The organism is Agromyces cavernae (assembly GCF_021044935.1).
Taxonomy (GTDB): domain Bacteria; phylum Actinomycetota; class Actinomycetes; order Actinomycetales; family Microbacteriaceae; genus Agromyces; species Agromyces cavernae.
Genome location: NZ_JAJNMP010000001.1, coordinates 463,792 through 481,099, shown reverse-complemented (window position 1 = coordinate 481,099; position 17,308 = coordinate 463,792). Strand labels below are relative to the sequence as shown.

At 68.6% G+C, this 17,308-nt stretch carries 12 protein-coding genes; 3 read left to right on the top strand and 9 right to left on the bottom strand.

The features are described 5' to 3' along the window. Window positions 1-11: 11 nt before the first annotated feature. Window positions 12-2,234 carry an ATP-dependent Clp protease ATP-binding subunit gene (locus LQ757_RS02200; protein WP_231046285.1) on the bottom strand — a complete coding sequence of 741 codons (2,223 nt, stop codon included), beginning with the start codon at window positions 2,232-2,234 and terminating at the stop codon, window positions 12-14. Window positions 2,235-2,461: 227 nt separating this feature from the next. On the opposite strand from LQ757_RS02200, the gene LQ757_RS02195 reads away from it, so the two are divergent. Then, window positions 2,462-3,166, top strand: coding sequence for a YceI family protein (locus LQ757_RS02195; protein ID WP_231045570.1), 705 nt, complete (start codon window positions 2,462-2,464; stop codon window positions 3,164-3,166). A gap of 27 nt (window positions 3,167-3,193) precedes the next feature. On the opposite strand, the gene LQ757_RS02190 is transcribed toward LQ757_RS02195, so the two are convergent. The 4 genes from LQ757_RS02190 to LQ757_RS02175 all read right to left on the bottom strand — a co-directional run bounded on the left by LQ757_RS02190 (window position 3,194) and on the right by LQ757_RS02175 (window position 9,185). Then, window positions 3,194-4,276, bottom strand: a complete 1,083-nt coding sequence (locus tag LQ757_RS02190; RefSeq protein WP_231045569.1) for an AI-2E family transporter — start codon at window positions 4,274-4,276, stop codon at window positions 3,194-3,196. Window position 4,277: 1 nt separating this feature from the next. Then, window positions 4,278-4,949, bottom strand: coding sequence for a GAP family protein (locus tag LQ757_RS02185; protein ID WP_231045568.1), 672 nt, complete (start codon window positions 4,947-4,949; stop codon window positions 4,278-4,280). A gap of 111 nt (window positions 4,950-5,060) precedes the next feature. Beyond that, entirely contained in the window at window positions 5,061-7,424 is a 2,364-nt protein-coding gene (locus LQ757_RS02180) for an arylsulfatase (protein WP_231046284.1), read from the bottom strand. 99 nt (window positions 7,425-7,523) lie between these two features. Next, complete coding sequence (locus LQ757_RS02175) at window positions 7,524-9,185, bottom strand: SulP family inorganic anion transporter (RefSeq protein ID WP_231045567.1); 1,662 nt, start codon at window positions 9,183-9,185, stop codon at window positions 7,524-7,526. 156 nt (window positions 9,186-9,341) lie between these two features. Between LQ757_RS02175 and LQ757_RS02170 the strand changes: the two genes are divergently transcribed. Together LQ757_RS02170 and LQ757_RS02165 are read left to right on the top strand one after the other, a co-directional pair. Further along, entirely contained in the window at window positions 9,342-11,216 is a 1,875-nt protein-coding gene (locus LQ757_RS02170) for an alkyl/aryl-sulfatase (protein ID WP_231045566.1), read from the top strand. A gap of 90 nt (window positions 11,217-11,306) precedes the next feature. Next, on the top strand, window positions 11,307-12,023 hold the full coding sequence (locus tag LQ757_RS02165; protein ID WP_231045565.1) for a GAP family protein: 717 nt from the start codon (window positions 11,307-11,309) through the stop codon (window positions 12,021-12,023). Between the two features lie 24 nt (window positions 12,024-12,047). Here LQ757_RS02165 and LQ757_RS02160 read toward each other — a convergent pair whose 3' ends face one another. From LQ757_RS02160 to LQ757_RS02145, 4 genes are read right to left on the bottom strand one after another with little or no spacing between them, the layout of a single operon-like run. Further along, the gene (locus tag LQ757_RS02160; RefSeq protein WP_231045564.1) at window positions 12,048-12,836 is read right to left on the bottom strand and encodes a mechanosensitive ion channel family protein; all 789 of its coding nucleotides are present in this window, start codon (window positions 12,834-12,836) and stop codon (window positions 12,048-12,050) included. Window positions 12,837-12,886: 50 nt separating this feature from the next. Continuing rightward, window positions 12,887-14,521 carry a SulP family inorganic anion transporter gene (locus tag LQ757_RS02155; protein WP_231045563.1) on the bottom strand — a complete coding sequence of 545 codons (1,635 nt, stop codon included), beginning with the start codon at window positions 14,519-14,521 and terminating at the stop codon, window positions 12,887-12,889. A 2-nt stretch (window positions 14,522-14,523) separates the two neighbouring features. Continuing rightward, window positions 14,524-14,883, bottom strand: a complete 360-nt coding sequence (locus LQ757_RS02150; RefSeq protein WP_231045562.1) for a hypothetical protein — start codon at window positions 14,881-14,883, stop codon at window positions 14,524-14,526. Then, window positions 14,876-17,218, bottom strand: coding sequence for an arylsulfatase (locus LQ757_RS02145; protein ID WP_231045561.1), 2,343 nt, complete (start codon window positions 17,216-17,218; stop codon window positions 14,876-14,878). The genes LQ757_RS02150 and LQ757_RS02145 overlap by 8 nt, the downstream gene beginning before the upstream one ends. Between the last annotated feature and the right edge of the window lie 90 nt (window positions 17,219-17,308).

The following is a 17,308-nucleotide window of genomic DNA, read 5'->3' as shown; positions in this document are numbered from 1 at the left end:
GCGGGCGGGCGCTACTGCCCCTCGTCGATGATCTCGGCGTCGATCACGTCGTCATCGAGATCGACTGAGTCGCCGCCGGTGGCGGGTGCCTCGGCACGCGTCACCGCCAGCGCTTCGCCGTCGTCGGCGAGCCCCACCACGACCGTGTCGCCATCGCGCACCGCGCCCGTGAGCAGCGCGCGCGCGAGGCGGTCGTCGATCTCGTGCTGCATGAGCCGGCGCAGCGGGCGCGCCCCGTAGAGCGGGTCGTAGCCGCGCTCGGCGAGCCAGGCCCGCGCATCGGGGGTGACCCCGAGTTCGAGCCGTCGCTCGTGCAGCCGCAGCGACAGACGGTCGATGTAGAGGTTCACGATCTCGGCGAGCTCCTCTTCCGAGAGCGCCGAGAACACGACGATGTCGTCGAGCCGGTTCACGAATTCGGGCTTGAACGCCTGCCGCACGGTCTGCAGCACGGCCTGCTCCTTCTCGTCCCACGCGAGCGACGGATCGATCAGGTACTGCGAGCCGAGGTTCGATGTGAGGATGAGGATCGTGTTGCGGAAGTCGACGGTGCGTCCCTGGCCGTCGGTCAGGCGCCCGTCGTCGAGCACCTGCAGCAGCACGTCGAACACCTCGGGGTGCGCCTTCTCGACCTCGTCGAACAGGATCACCGAGTACGGGCGACGCCGCACGGCCTCGGTGAGCTGGCCGCCCTGGTCGTAGCCGACGTACCCGGGGGGCGCGCCGACGAGCCTCGAGACCGAGAACTTCTCGCCGTACTCCGACATGTCGATGCGCACCATGGCGTGCTCGTCGTCGAACAGGAACTCGGCGAGCGCCTTCGCGAGCTCGGTCTTGCCGACACCCGTCGGGCCGAGGAACAGGAACGAGCCGGTCGGCCGGTTCGGGTCGCTGATGCCCGCGCGCGAGCGGCGCACCGCGTCGGCGACCGAGGCGACGGCGCGCTTCTGCCCGATGAGCCGCTTGCCGAGCTCGGTCTCGAGATGCAGCAGCTTCTCGGTCTCGCCCTGCAGCAGCCGGCCGACGGGGATGCCCGTCCACGCGGCGATGACCTGCGCGATGTCCTCTTCGGTGACCTGCTCGTTGACCATGCGCGGCTCGTCGGGCGCGGCCTCGGCCTGCTCGGCGGCCGTGAGATCACGCTGCAGTTGCGCGATCGTCTCGTACTCGAGCTTCGAGGCGCGCGCGTAGTCGGCCTCGCGCATGGCGCGGTCGCGCTCGGTGATGGCCTCGTCGAGGTGCTTCTTCAGGTCGCCGACGCGATTCAGGGACATCCGTTCGCGTGCCCATCTGGCCTCGAGGTCGGCGAGCTCGCGCTCGTGGTCGACGAGCGTCTCGCGCAGCTTGGCGAGCCGCTCCTTCGACGCGTCGTCCTTCTCTTTCTTGAGCGCGAGCTCCTCGAGCTTCAATCGGTCGACCTGGCGCTTGAGCTGGTCGATCTCGACGGGGCTCGAGTCGATCTCCATCTTGAGGCGGCTCATGGCCTCGTCGACGAGGTCGATTGCCTTGTCGGGCAGCTGCCGGGCCGAGATGTAGCGATTCGAGAGGGATGCCGCGGCCACGAGCGCCGCGTCGGAGATGGTGACCCCGTGGTGCGCCTCGTAGCGGCCCTTGAGTCCGCGCAGGATCGCGACGGTGTCTTCGACCGAGGGCTCGCCGACGTAGACCTGCTGGAAGCGGCGCTCGAGCGCCGCGTCCTTCTCGATGTACTCGCGGTACTCGTTGAGGGTGGTCGCGCCGATGAGCCGCAGCTCGCCGCGGGCGAGCATCGGCTTCAGCATGTTGGATGCCGCGACGGAGCCCTCGCCGCCGCCCGCACCCATGAGCAGGTGCAGCTCGTCGACGAACGTGATGATCTGGCCCTCGGCCTCGTTGATCTCCTTGAGCACGGCCTTCAGCCGCTCCTCGAACTGGCCGCGGTACATCGCACCGGCCACGAGCGCCGAGATGTCGAGGGTGATGAGCTGCTTGTTCTTCAGCGACTCGGCGACGTCGCCCGCGACGATGCGCTGCGCGAGCCCTTCGACGACGGCGGTCTTGCCGACGCCGGGCTCTCCGATGAGCACGGGGTTGTTCTTGGTGCGCCGGGTGAGCACCTGGCTGACCCGGCGGATCTCGGCGTCGCGCCCGATCACCGGGTCGAGCTTTCCCGCCTTCGCGATCTCGGTGAGGTTGATACCGAACTGTTCGAGCGCCGACTTCTGCTCTTCTTGCGAGCTCGGCGCGCCCTGCATGTTGGCCACAGGCACTCCCTTCGTTCAAACTTGAGTCTACTGAACTCAACTTTACGAAGGGGGTCGGTATTCCGAATCGCTCACCGAATCTCCCCCGGCTTTCACGGTAGACGGATGCCCCGGGGCGCGCCAGACCCCACCCACGAAACCGTCGGTCGGCCCACAGCCCGTTCAAGGGAGCGACCGCCATGATTGATCGTGCCCTCCCCCAGCGACAGGACCCCCGCATGCAGAAGCGCACCATCGTGACCCTCTCGGTCATCGCCGGAGCCCTGCTCCTCGGCGGCGCGGCAGCGGTGGCGGGGCCGATCGTGTACCGGGACCTCATCGTCGGCGAGCAGGAGGCGGCGCCCACCGTGACGGTTGCGCCGAGCGCACCGAGCGACGCCGCCGGTTCGATCGACCCGTCCGACCTCTCCGGCGAGTGGGCGGCGACCGACGGCTCGTTCGCGGGGTACCGGGTCGACGAGGTGCTGAACAACACTGATGTCACGGTGGTGGGCCGCACCGAGGAGGTGACCGGGGCGTTCACGGTCGACGGCCTGACGCTCACCGCGGCGGAGATCACGGTCGACGTCGCCTCGATCGAGACGGACTCCACCTCGCGTGACGCGTACTTCCGCGACATGGCGCTCCGCACCTCGGAGCACCCGACGGCGACGTTCGTGCTCACCGGGCCGGTCACGACGTCGTCGGCCCCGGCACTCGGCGAGGTGCAGACGATCACGGCGACGGGCGATCTCACGATCGCCGGCGTGACCCGCCAGATGACCGTCGAGCTCGAGGCGGTGCTCAACGACGGCAGCGGCCAGGTGGCGGGCAGCATCCCGATCACCTTCGCCGACTTCGGCGTGGAGGCCCCGAATCTGGGCTTCGTCTCGGTCGAGCCCGACGGCTTCGTGGAGTTCTCGCTCGTCATCGCCCCGGCCTGACACTGCCGCCACCCGCGGCCGAGCCCTTCAGCGACTCCCGTCACGCATCGGATTCCCCGACAGCCGGCGCAGCGTATCGGCCCGATCGTCGGGTTCCACGAGCAGGGCGCGCACGAGCAAGGTCAGCGGGATCGACAGGATCGCCCCGATGGGCCCGATCACGAAGGCCCAGAAGACGACCGAGAAGAACGACAGGGTGAGGCTGAGGTCGACGGCGTCGCTCACGAACTTCGGCTGCACGAGCACCTGCAGCGTCACGTTGATGGCGCTGTACGCGAGCACGACGACGAGCGCCAACGGCCATCCGCCGATCACGAGGGCGAGCACGGCGGGCGGGATGAGGCCGAGCACGAACCCGATGTTGGGCACGAAGTTCGTGACGAACGCGAGGATCGCCCACACGATGGGGATCGGAATGCCGAGTGCCCACAGCAGCAGGCCGTCGAGCACCGCCACGATCGCGCCGAACGTGGCGTTCACGACGTAGTAGCGGCGCACGCCGCTGAAGTACCGGGTTCCGATCGCGTCGGCGGCGGCGCCGCCGAACATGGTGCCCGCGCGGGCGAAGCGCGCGGCATCCGCGGCCATGAAGATCACGTAGGCGAGCACGAAGAAGAAGGCGGTCGCGAGTCCGAGCACCGCATCGGCGATCGACGTCGCGATGCCGACGAGCGTGCCGGGGTCGAGCAGCGAAGAGGCCGCGTCGGATGCCTCGTCCGAGAGTCCCGCCGACGCCAGCGCGTCGGCGATCGAAGCCGCGGTCGCCTGCAGTTCGTCGGCGTAGTCGGGAAGCATCGCGACGAACTGCGCCGATGCGAACAGCAGGAGCGCAGCGAGGATCGCGAGGATGAGGTACGCGACGATGATGACCGCGGTGGTCGCGACCCAGCGCGGCCAGCCGCGACGCTCGAGCGGATGCCGCACCGGGTGCGCGATGATCACGACCACCGCGGCGACGGCAGCGGGCGCGAGGATGTCGCGGGCGAACCACACACCCGCGAACACGAGCACCGCCGCGGCGAGCGTCACCAGCACGCGCGTACCGCGCGCGAGGCCCACGCGGCCCGGGGCCGCCCCTGCCGGGGCATCCGTCGTCGCCTGCTCGCTCATCTCAGAAGCTGCCGATGCCCTTGCCGATGACCGCGAACCCGATCACGAGCAGCAGAACCGCCATGACGGTCGCGTTGTTGTGCACGAGCCAGTGCCTCAGCGACTCGAGGGGTCCGGCCATGCGCGCGGATGCCACGAGATACGCGATCACGGGGATGGCGACCGAGGCGGCCGCGATGAGCGTGAAGACGAGGATCGCGATCGTCGACTCGCCGACGGCGAGGCCGCCGGTGCCGATCGAGACGCCGGCCGCCGCGCCCAGCAGCAGGTTCTTCGGGTTGACGGCGGCGAGCACGAAGCCGAGGAGGAGACCACGGCCGGCGTTCATGCCGTCGATGGCCGACATCCACTTGGGCATCGGGGGCTCCTCGCCGGCCTTCGGTCGAGAGCGCCACTGCCGCATCGCGAGGAGCAGGAGGAGCACGCCGAGGATGATCTTGATCGTGCCTGCGATGGGCTTCGCAGCATCGGGATCCTGCTCGGGGATGATCGAGCTCAGCAGCGTGAAGACGGTCACCGCGACGACGATGCCGAGCACCCAGCCGATGAGGAACCCGACGCTCGTGCCCTTCGCCTGCGGCGACAGCAGCATCAGGATCGCGGCGATAATCGGGATCGGGCTGATCGCCACGCCGATCGCAAGCGGCAGGATGTCGCCGAGCACGCCTGTCATGCGGTTCCCCCGTTCCACGCGCGGATGTTGATTGCACCCTAGCGGTCGGCAGCCTGCCGGGCCGCGAAGGTCTCGTGTGTGCCCTCGAGCGCCGCGGGATACGGTCGTCGGCTACTGACGGCCCATCGAGACACGGAATCGCTCGTCGGCGCTGATCAGGTGATCGGCGTCCGCGGCGTCCTCGCCGAGGTCGAGCTGCACCCAGCGGACGGTCCCGGTGAACGTGCTCGACGCGCTCGTGTAGTCGGCGCTGACCGGGGATCCGGTGTCGCACCCGAGGTCGACGGTCTCGTCGGCCGAGAAGATGAGCGGCACTGTCGCGTCGACGCGGCCCTCGCCGACGGGCGCGCCGTCGACGTACAGGTGCACGGTGCCGCCCTTGCCCAGTCCGCCACCGTCGTAGTCGAACTCGACCCGGAGTTGACGTACCCCAGGCGCGAGCGGTGCGGAACCCGACGTGACGAATCGCCGTAGGCCCATCAGGTTGTAGCAGTACCTCGGCGTCCCGTCGACGGCATAGAGGGACCACCCGCCGAACGCCCCGCCCTGCGCGACCACGACGCCGTTCGCACCCGCCGGAGGCACCTCGATCTCGGCGGTCACCGCATGGGAGGCGTTCTTGAGGTTCAGCACCGAGCCTTCGCTCAACCTCCGCATCCCCCCGGAGAGCAGCTGCCGCCCGCCCCGGACCAGTTGCGGACGACCCGCCATCCCTGCGTCGAACCGCTCGATCCGTCGATCGTCCAACGGGAGCACGTTGTTCCGCCTGGCCACCTCGAGCCAGAGCGCCTTGAGCTCTTCGAGCTTGTCGGGGCGGGACGCGGCGAGATCCCTCGCCTGGCTCCAGTCGGCGGTGCCGTAGAGCTCCCAGACATCCTCGTCGAGCGCGGGCATCGGCGCGTTCACCCAGGGCGTCGAGTGCCGGGTCACCGCCGTCCAGCCGTCGTGGTAGATGCCCCGGTTGCAGAACATCTCGAAGTATTGGGTCGTCCGACGCTCGGCGGCAGCAGGGTCGTCGAACGCGTAGCGCATGCTCACGCCGTCCATGGGCCGCTGCTCGATCCCGTTGACGGACGTCGGCTCCGGGAGCCCGGCCGCCTCGAGGATCGTCGGCGCGATGTCGATCACGTGGTGGAACTGGCTCCGCACCTCGTCCTCGGCGTCGAACCCGTTCGGCCAGCGCACGATCATGCCGGTGCGCGTTCCGCCCCAGTGCGACGCGACCTGCTTCGTCCACTGGTACGGCGTGTCCATGGCATGCGCCCACCCGACGGCGTAGTGGTTGAACGCCTCGGTGCCGCCGAACTCGTCGATGCGGGCGGCCATGAACTCGGGCGTCTCCAGCTGGAAGGCGCCGTTGAAGACCAGCAGCTCGTTGAACGTGCCGTTCGGCGTGCCCTCGCCGCTCGCCCCGTTGTCGCCGACGATGTAGAACACGAGCGTGTCGTCGAGCACGCCGAGATCGGCGAGATCGTCGATGAGGCGACCGACGTGATGGTCGGTGTGCTCCAGGAACCCCGCGTACACCTCCATCTGGCGGGCGAGCACCGGCCGGAGCGCTTCGGGGGTCGCATCCCATGCCGGGATCTCATCGTGGCGGGCCGTCAGTTCGCAGTCGGGCGGCACGACGCCGAGATCTCGTTGCCGTTCCAGGGTGCGCTCCCGCAGGGCGTCCCAGCCGTCGTCGAACTCGCCGCGGTACGCGTCGGCCCATTCCTTCGGAACGTGGTGAGGCGCGTGGGTCGCACCCGGAGCGAAGTACACGAAGAACGGCTTGTCCGGCATCAACGACTTCTGTTCCCGGATCCATCCGATCGCACGATCAGTGAGATCTTCGGTCAGGTGATATCCCTCGGCCGGGCTCTTTTCGGGCTCCACGGGAGTCGTGCCCTCCCACAGGGCCGGGAACCACTGATTCGTCTCGCCGCCGACGAATCCGAAGAAGTGCTCGAAGCCGCCGCCCGTGGGCCAGTTGTCGAAAGGCCCCACGGGGCTCGACTGCCACACCGGCACCTCATGGCACTTGCCGAACTGCGCGGTGGAGTAGCCGTTCATCCGCAGCGTCTCGGCCACGGGCGCGACCGACTTGGGACGCACGGAACTGTAGCCGGGCGCCGACGTCGCCAGCTCCGGGATCGAACCCATGCCCGCGTTGTGATGATTGCGCCCGGTCAGCAGGGCACTCCGCGTGGGGGCGCACAGCGCCGTCGTGTGGAAGCGGTTGAACCGAAGGCCCTCGCTCGCGAGCCGCTCGGCGGTGGGGGTGCGGCACGGCCCCCCGAACACCGATGACGCACCGAAGCCGACGTCGTCCAGCAGGATCACGAGCACGTTGGGAGCACCCTCGGGGGGCCGCAGCGGCTCGATGGGCGGAAACGCCGCTCGAGGGTCCTTCGCATCGACGACGTCGACGTCGGGCACGGGCGGATCGGGGATCGGGAGCACCCGCCGGTCGACATCCTGGAAACGGCTCATCGCGCCGACCTCCCCCAGCGCCCGCCCCTGCTCATCGTCGAGCATTCCCCAGGACACGGCGATCGGCCACACTCTACTCCCGCGCCGCGACTGTCGCGATCAGGTGCTCTGCGGCTCCGCGAGGGCGGCGATGGCCGCGCGGTTGGTCTCGTAGACCGGACGGTCGCCGAGCAGGCCGAGCTCGGTGAGCCGGGTACGCGCGTCGGGTCGCACCCGACTGAACCCGAGGTCGGCCCCCTTTCCGTCGAGCCAGGCGAGCAGCGCCTCGAATGTCTCGGCGCCCGTGACGTCGACGTCGGTGACCGCCTCCATGTCGACCACGACATGCCGCACCGGGCCGTGGCCCGCGGCATCCGCACCGCGCACCGCGCGCTTGACCGCGTCGCTGAAGACGGTGCTGTTCGCGAAGAAGAGCGGTGCCGCGAGGCGCACGACCACGACACCCGGCGCCGTGACGGCGCCCGACGGTGCCCTTCCGAGCAGCGAATCGGTGGGCTCGCCGCCCGCCTCGAGCACGTCGATGGCCGGGTTGGCTGCGCGCTTGGCGAGGTTGATGAGTGCGAGCACGAAGGCCACGAGGATCCCCGGAATCGCGCCGATGAAGAGCGTGACGAGGAAGCAGGCCGCGCCGACGACGAACTCGAACCGGTCCTGCCGCCACAGGGTCGCGAACTCGCGGATGCCCAGAAGTGGAAGGATGGCGACGCCGACGATCGCCCCGATCGCGGGCGACGGGATGTCGGCGAGCAGGGCGGTGCCGAAGAGCAGCAGCAGCAGCGTGCCGGCCGCGAGAACGAGCGAGGGCAGCTGGGTGCGGGACCCCGACTGGTCCATGGCGGCCGTGCGCGAGGTCGATGAACCCACCGCGAAGCTCGCGCTCGCCCCAGCGGCGATGTTGCCGAGGCCGAACGCGAGCAGGTCCCGGTTCGGGCTGGTGGGGTACCCGCGCTTCTCGCCGTACGACCGTGAGACGAGCAGGCCTTCTGCGGTGGTCACGAGCGTCAGCGCCATCGCCGAAGGGATGAGCACGAGCCACATCGACCAGTCGAGCACCGGCCAGGTGAGCGCGGGCGGCCCGGCCGGTACCTCGCCGAGCACGTCGACGCCGGCGGCGTCGAGGTCCGCGATCATCACCGCGATCGTCGAGAGCACGAGCACGACGAGCGCCCACGGCACGACCGGCAGCAGCCGCCGTCCGCCGAGCAGGATGGCGACCGACACGACCGAGATCACGAGCGAGACGAGGTTGGTCGTGCCGAGGCCGGTCACGAGCCCGACGACCTTGTCGACGAACTCGCCGCCCGAGTCGATCTTCACGCCGAGCATCTTGGCGATCTGGCTCACGAGGATGTCGAGCGCCAGACCGCCGACGAATCCCACGAGGATGGGTTTCGACAGGAAGTTCGCGATGAAGCCGAGCTTCAGCACCGAGAGCAGCACGAACATGATGCCGCAGATGATCGCCTGCGCCATCGCGAGCGTGGCGTAGTCGGCACTGCCGGCGGCTGCGAGCCCGCCGATCGACGACGCCACGAGCGCTGCCGCCGCGGCGTCGGGCGACGCCACGAGTTGCCGGCTCGACACGACGAGGGCGTACACCACGGTGGGCACGATGAGGGCGTACAGGCCCGCCGTCGGCGGCAGCCCCGCGATCTGGGCGTACCCGATGTTGAGCGGGATCGCGATGGCCAGCAGCGTCACGCCGGCCGTGAGCTCGCGGACGAGATTCTTGCGCGTCAGACCCGCGAGCGGCTTCTGCACCGGGTGACCCCCTTTCGCCTGGTACGACGATATCGGGACGTCGCCCTCTGCGAGCCACCTGCCACACCGTTGCCATTGCAGCCGTGAAGGGTCCCACGCCTCTAGCTTGGTGATGATGCTCGCCGTCGAGTGCAGCAGGTGAAGTTGGAGGGGTTCATGGAGCAGAAGGATGCGACTCGGGCGATCCGAGACCAGCAGAAAGAGATCGAACAATCGCTGCCGTTCGCCGATCGGCAGGATTTCGACGACGCTGACCGTGGGTATCTGGGGTCCGTCGGCTCTGGAATGATCAAGGATGCCGACGGTGAGACCGTGTGGGACGCCGACTCGTACGGCTTCATCGCGGGAGATGCGCCGGACACCGTGAACCCGAGTTTGTGGCGGCAGTCGACGCTGGTAGCCAAGCACGGCTTGTTCGAGGTCGTCGAGGGGCTGTACCAGGTGCGGGGATTCGACCTGTCGAACGTCTCGTTCGTCGAGACCGACCACGGCGTGATCGTGATCGACCCGCTGATCTCGAAGGAGACCGCCACCGCGGCGGTGGACCTGTATCGAAAGCACCGCGGCGACCGCCCGGTCGTGGCGGTGATCTTCACGCACAGCCACATCGACCACTTCGGTGGCGTGCTCGGTGTGGTGAGCAAGGACGATGTCGCCTCCGGTCGTGTGCAGATCATCGCTCCCGCAGACTTCACCGCGGAGGCCGTGGCCGAGAACGTGTACGCGGGTACGGCGATGGGACGCCGCGCCGGTTACATGTATGGCGCTGCGCTCGCCCGTGGCCCGAAGGGTCAAGTGGGGGCCGGACTCGGTCAGACCACCTCGACCGGTCAAGCCGGAATCGTTGTCCCAACCCTTTCGATCGAGGCCACTGGCGAGAAGCACACCGTTGACGGGCTGGAGGTCGAGTTCCAGATGGCACCCGGCACCGAGGCTCCGGCAGAGATGCACTTCTACTTCCCGAAGTACCGTGCCGTGTGCATGGCCGAGAACGCCACGCACACCCTGCACAACCTGCTCACGCTGCGCGGTGCCCTGGTGCGCAACCCGCACGTCTGGTCGAAGTACCTCACCGAGGCGATCGAGCGGTTCGGGGGAGAGGCGGACGTGCTGTTCACCTCGCACCATTGGCCCACCTGGGGCAACGCCCGCATCGTCGAATTCCTCGGCCTGCAACGGGATCTGTACGGGTATCTGCACGACCAGACGCTGCGAATGCTCAACCAGGGTCTGACGGGCGCGGAGATCGCCGAGGAGATCCAGCTTCCGCCGGTGCTCGAGAACGCTTGGCACGCGCGCGGCTACTACGGCAGCGTGAGCCACAACGTCAAGGCGATCTATCAGCGATACATGGGCTGGTTCGACGGCAACCCGGCACGGCTGTGGCCGCACCCGCCGAAGGCGTCTGCGGAACGGCACGTGAAGGCGATGGGCGGAATCGACCAGGTCGTCGCGCTGGCGCGAACCGCGTTCGACGAAGGCGACTTCCGGTGGGCGGCCACGCTGCTGGATTACGCGGTGTTCACCGATGACCAGCATGCCGCCGCCCGGTCGCTCTATGCCGACACGCTGGAGCAGCTGGCCTATGGGTCCGAGAACGGTACGTGGCGGAACTTCTTCCTATCCGGTGCCACCGAGCTCCGGGAAGGTAACTTCGGTACCCCGACCACGACCAACGCGCCCGAGATCGTTGCCCAGTTGACCGCCGAGCAACTCCTCGACTCGATCGCCATCGCGGTCGACGGTCCCAGCGCCTGGGACCTGGACCTGGCGCTGGACATCACGTTCAGTGACCTGGACCGCAACTTCCGGGTCACCCTCCGCAACGGCGTCCTCGTCTACGTCGAGAAGGCAGCCGCACCCGACACGGCCGGAGCATCACTGACGCTCACCAAGTCTCGCCTGCTCGGACTGCTCGCCGGAGATGCCGAAAGCGAAGGAATGCAGCTGGCCGGCGATGCGGGTGTGCTGCGCACACTGATGTCGGCGCTTGTCAAGGGCGACCCGAACTTCAACATCGTCACGCCCTGACGTCCCCGACGGTGCGGCACCCTGATGAACCGGGTGCCGCACCGTACGGGTCACTGGAATTCTGGAGCCTACGAAGATTGGGGGCGCTGTGTGGGCGAATTGATCACCGGGTTGATCCCACTGGCACTCGGGATCCTGCTGAGCCCGCTCGCGTACATGGCGCTCGTGGCAGTGTTGCTCTCACGCCTCGCCCGGGTGAACGGGTTCGCGTTCCTCATCGGTTGGTCTTTGGGCGTCGTCGGGGTGCTCACCCTCTCGATCTGGGTCTTCGGCCTGCTGGACGCCAACCCCTTCGGCACACCGCCCCCCTGGGTCTCGATCGTGCGACTCGTGCTGGGCGTGTTTCTCGTCGGCGCTGCCGTGTGGGTGTACCGCCGGGGCGCCGTCCACATGAAGCAGATGTCGCAGGCGGGCTCGCCGCGCGAGGTCGCCGCCGCCGCGCCGCAACTGCCCGGCTGGCTGCAGGCGGTCGACCAGTTCAACCCGGTGCAATCGGTGTTACTCGGCCTCGGCATCTTCGTGCTCAACCCCGTCGACGCGACGTGTGCGGCGATCGCCGGTCTCGACTTCGTGCTGGCCGATCTACCCGACGCCGAGACGGTTGCGATCGCGACGGGCTTTGCGGTGCTCGGCATCCTTCCGATCGCGATCCCCGTCGTGCTGATCCTGCTGCGCGGAGCGAAGGCGCAGCCGTTCCTCGACCGCACCCGTCAGTGGATCGCCTCGCACTCCGGGGTGTTGAACGCTGCGCTGCTGCTCGTCATCGGCGTGCTGCAGTTGCAGAAGGGCGTTTCGGGGCTCATCTGACCGACGCGACGGCGATTCTCGTGGTCAGATCTTGCCCGGTGGGCTGAGTGGAGCCGGCGGCACATCGCTCGTCACGACGGCCTCGATCGAACGTCCGGCGAGCGCCGCGGCGACGGCCTCGACGACCGAGGAGCGCACGGCGACGCCATGCAGAGGGTGGTGCCAGAACTGCACCAGATAGACATCGCGCCCGGGCGCCCTCGTGATCGTCTGCAGAGTGACCGACTCGTGGCGATGCACCCCCGCCGCACCGCCCGCAGCCTCGACGATCGATGCCCGAAGCTCATCGACATCGACATCATGCGTGACGACGCGCACCTCGGCGGCGCTGCGGCGCGCACCGTGAGCCGAATTGTTCACGAGCGTGCCCTGCATCACGTTCGCGTTCGGAAGGTGCACCGTCTGACCGTCTGAGGTGCGCACCACGACCGAGCGCCCGTTGAGTTCGACCACCCGTCCGACGATGCCGTCGCTTTCGATCTCGTCGCCGACGGCGATCGGGCGGCGGGTCTGCAACAACACGCCGGATGTGAAGTTGTCGGCAACCCCGCGGAGCACGAGTACGAGCACGACGCCCACGATGATGGCGACGGCGATCAGCGGCTGGATGGAGGCGCCGAGGAACCCGAGTGCGACGCCGATCCCGATCAACCAGATCGCGTAGCCTGTGATCCGTACGGCCAACAACCGGGCGGTCTCGCCGAGGCCGGGCACGCGCTCGACGACGCGTCGTACGCCCTTCCGTGCGAGCCACGCGATCAGCCAAGTGGCGCCGATCGTGAGCACGATGAAGAGCAGACTCCATCCGCTCACGTCGAGTGATTGCCAGAATTCCGCCACTGTTCCCCCTCCGCGTCCTGTCGCTACCGCGGCGCCCGGCCGGCGGTCGCCTCGCCCAGCGTCGGGTAGACCCGGCCCTCCGCCTCGAGTCCGGCGTACCAGCGAGTGCGCCGGGCGACGGTCGCGCCGGCCTCGGGGACCGCGGCGAGCCGCAGCTCGACGCCACTCCCCTCGAGTTCCCGATCGAGGTCGGCCAGCGTGTCGAGCACGGTCACGGAGGTGACCGACATGCGGGTGAGCTCGAGCGCCACCGCGCGGATGTCCCGGTGCGCGGCCGCCGCGTCGAGCACGGCGTTCTCGTTGGCGAGCACGTTCGCCGTGTACAGCGGGCCGAGGAGCCGGATCGGCAGCACGCCGTCGACGGGCTCGCCGACGTCGATGCGCAGCTTGTCGAGCTCGCGCAGGACGACGACGAGGGTCGCGACGACGCCCACCGCGACGGCGAGGAGCAGCCCGGCGGTGAGTCCGACCGCGGCCGTCGACACGGCGATCCAGAAGTCGGTGCGGCTGATGCGCCAGAACCGCACGAGCGAGGCGATGTCGATGAGGCCGACGACCGCGACGAAGACGAGCGCTGCCAAGGTCGCCTGCGGCAACAGGCTCAGCACCGGGCCGAGGAACGACACGACGAGCACCGCGAGCACGACCGTGACGATGGTCGAGAGCTGCGTGCGTGCGCCCGCGCCCTGGTTGACCGCGCTCTGCGAGAAGCCCCCCGCGGCCGGGAGGACCTGGAAGAACGAGCCGAGCGTATTGGCGGCTCCGGTCGCGAACAGTTCCTGGTTGCTGTCGACCTGCGGTTCGCCCGGCTTGCGGATGCCCCGTGCCACGGCTGCCGACTCGAGGAACGCCATGACCGCGATGCCGAGCGCGCCCGGCAGCAGCGCGCCGACGTTCGCGAACGACGGCAGCGCGGGCGGCGGGAATCCCTGCGGCACGGGCGCGATGAGCTCGACGCCCGCCCCGTCGAGGCCGGCGAACGCGACGAGCAGGATGCCCGCTGCGACGACGATGAGCGGACCCGGCACGCGCGGCGCGAATCGCTTGACGACCAGCAGTACTGCGATCGAGCCTGCCGAGAGCGCGATCGTCGTCCAGTTCGCGCCGGGCAGGGCCTCGGCGACCGCCACGAGCGAGCGGATGAATCCGTGCCCGGAGAAGTTCACCGTCTCCCCGAGCAGCTTCGGCAGCTGGCCGACCGCGACGGTCGCGCCCACACCCACCTGGATGCCGACGATCGTCGCCCGCGAGATGTTCTCGACGAGCGAGCCGAGCTTCGCGAGCCGTGCGACGAGCAGGATCACGCCGACGAGCATCGTGAGTGCCATCAGATCGGGGATCGGGTCGTCACTGCCCGCGGCGACTCCCGCCGAGACGAGCGTCGTCGCCGTGAGGGTCGCGATCGTCGACGTCGTCGACACGCTCATCGCCCGCGAGCCCCCGAGCATCGCGTACACGAGCATCGGCACCATGCACGTGTAGAGGCCGGTCTGCACGGGCAGGTTCGCGATCGTCGCGTACGCCATCGCCTGCGGGATCACGACCGCCCCGGCCGAGAGCCCGGCGAGCACGTCGGGTCCGAGCCATCCGCGTTGATACCCCGTGAGCGTCGGGAACAGGCGGAACCGTCGATCTGCGCTGCGGGTCGCGGTCGTCATCTTCAGGCCGCCGGGAAGACGGTCGACCAGTCGCGCTTGACGCTCACGACCGTGAACCCATGTGCGGATGCCGCGGCGAGCGCCTGCTCGGCCCCCGTGTCGTACGCGGCATCGCCCCGCCCGGTGTCGTCTGCGGCGAGCGACGGATCGGCCTTCGCCGCCGCCGCCCACTGCTGCACGATGAAGTGCAGCTCGGTGAGCATCGGCTTCTCGGTCCACAGTGTGCCGTCGTTGTCGAACACGGCGACTCGATCGGCCTCGGGCGGCGCGTCGGGGCCCGACGAGACCGACTCGACGAACGCGAGGATCGCGTCGCGAGTCGGCCCGTCGGACCACGACGGCAGTGGGCCCGTGTCAGTCACGCGCCATCGCCGCGGCGAGGTGCGCCTCGAGGTCGATGTAGGCGTCGTCGGCGATGTCGAACACCACCTTGGCGATGTCGCCGCCGCTGAAGTCGAAGCCGTAGCCGTACAGCGACGACACCGGGTCGGCGCTGTCGCGACCGATGGTGAGCCCCTCGCCGCAGAGCGAGAAGTGACCGAGTACCGTGCGGATCTGCTGCTCACCGACCTGCTGGTCGTCGATGTACAGCTTCAGCGGTCCGACGCCCTCGCGATACTGGCCCATCCCCTCCTTGGTGAACTCGACGCCGATGATGTGCCTACCCGACGTCGGCACCGGCGCCGAGATGCGATCCTCGGGCGGGATGCCGAGGAAGTTGTACACGTAGTGCACCTGGCCGTCCTTGATCACGAGGGCGTGCCCGCCGAAACGAGACCCGTGCGCGAAGATCACACCCTGGCTGTCGGGCGTGAGCTCGACCTCGGCGGCGATCTTGTACGAGACGCCGTGCGTGTTGGCCGCGCTGCGCTCGGGCACCTCGGACGTCCCGGGGTAGTACACGAACTGGCCCGACGGCGGCGCCGGCTGGTGGAACTCCATGGCGACGAACGTCTCGAAGTCCTTCGGGTTGCCGATGATCTGCAGGTCGTTCAGCGGCAGCACGTTGTTCGCCTTCGCCTCCGTCAGCCAGAGCGCCTTCAGCTCCTCGAGCTTCTCGGGGTGCTCGGCCGCGAGGTTGTTCGCCTCGGAACGGTCGACCTCGGTGTGGTAGAGCTCCCACACGTCGTCGTCGAAGTGTCCCTTGCCGCTCATCGGTCCGTGCACGGCGACGGCCTTCCAGCCCTCGTGCCAGATGCCGCGCTGGCCGAGCATCTCGTAGTACTGCGTCTGCTTGTTCGTCGGCGCGTCGGGCGCCGCGTCGAACGAAGGCACCATCGAGACCCCCGAGAGCGGCGTCTGCTCGACGCCGTTGTAGGTGTCGGGCATCGCCACCCCGCAGGCCTCGAGGATCGTCGGCACGATGTCGGTCGAGTGGTGGTACTGGTGGCGCACCTCGCCGCGGGCCGTGACACCGGCCGGCCAGTGGATCACGAGCGGGTCGGCGACGCCACCCTGGTACGTGTAGCGCTTGAACATCTTGTGCGGGGTCGAGAAGGCCGCCGCCCACCCGGTCGGGTAGTGGTTGTAGGTCTCGGGGCTGCCGAGCTTGTCGACGAGACGCAGGTTCTCGGCCTCGTCATCGGGATAGCCGCCGAAGATCTTGCCCTCGTTGACTGAGCCGTTGGGGCTACCCTCACCCGATGCCCCGTTGTCGGCGCAGTAGATGACGAGGGTGTTCTCGAGCTGGCCCGACTCCTCGAGGTAGTCGATGATACGGCCGACCTGCGCATCGGTGTACTCCGAGAAACCGGCGAACACCTCGGCCATGCGGCTGAACATCGCCTTCTCCTCGTCGTTGAGCGAGGCCCACGGCCGCACCTCGTCGGTCGGCGAGAAGGTGCCGTCGGGCATGGGGTTCAGCTCGGTCAGCACGGTGTCGGCGGGGAGGATGCCGCGCTCGATCATGCGCGGCAGCACCCATTCGCGGTACGCCTCGTAACCGTCGTCGAACTTGCCCTTGTACTTCGCGATGTACTCTTCGGGCGCGTGGTGCGGCGCGTGGTTGGCCCCCGGGCAGAACCACAGGTACCAGGGCTTGTCGGGCTCGGTCTGCTCGACATCGCGGATCATGCGCAACGCCTGATCGGCGAGGTCCTTCGACAGGTGGTAGCCGTCTTCGGGCAGGTACGGCTGGTCGATGTAGTGGTTGTCTTCCGCGAGCGAGGGGTACCAGTTGTTCGTCTCGCCGCCGATGAAGCCGTAGAAGCGGTCGTAGCCCTGGGCGAGCGGCCAGTTCTTCTTCGACGCGCCCGCGGTCCACTCGTCGATCGGAACGTTGTGGTTCTTTCCGACCCAGAACGTCGACCAGCCGGCATCCCGAAGCAGGTGCGCCATCGTCACGTTCGACGGCGGAATGTGCGAGTTGTAACCGGGGAACCCGGTCGACGACTCCGAGATCGTCGCGAACCCGTTCAAGTGGTGGTTGCGACCGGTGAGGAACGTCGAGCGCGTCGGTGAGCAGAGGGCGGTCGTGTGCCACTGCGAGTACGTGAGGCCGTCCTTGGCCAGCCGGTCCATCGTGGGCATCTCGATGCGACCGCCGTAGGGCGACCACGCGGCCATGCCCGTGTCGTCGTACAGCACGACGAGCACGTTCGGCGCGCCCTCAGGCGCCTTGCTCGGCAGGAACGCGTCCCAGTCGGACACGCTGTCGCGCACGTCGAGCTCGATCTTCCCCGCGAATTCCTTCGTCAAAGCGTCTGCCTTCCCCCGCATACCGCCGACCGTCGACGGTCTGGCCCCCACGCTGCCAGAGAACTTCGGGCCGGGCAAGGAAGCGGGGCC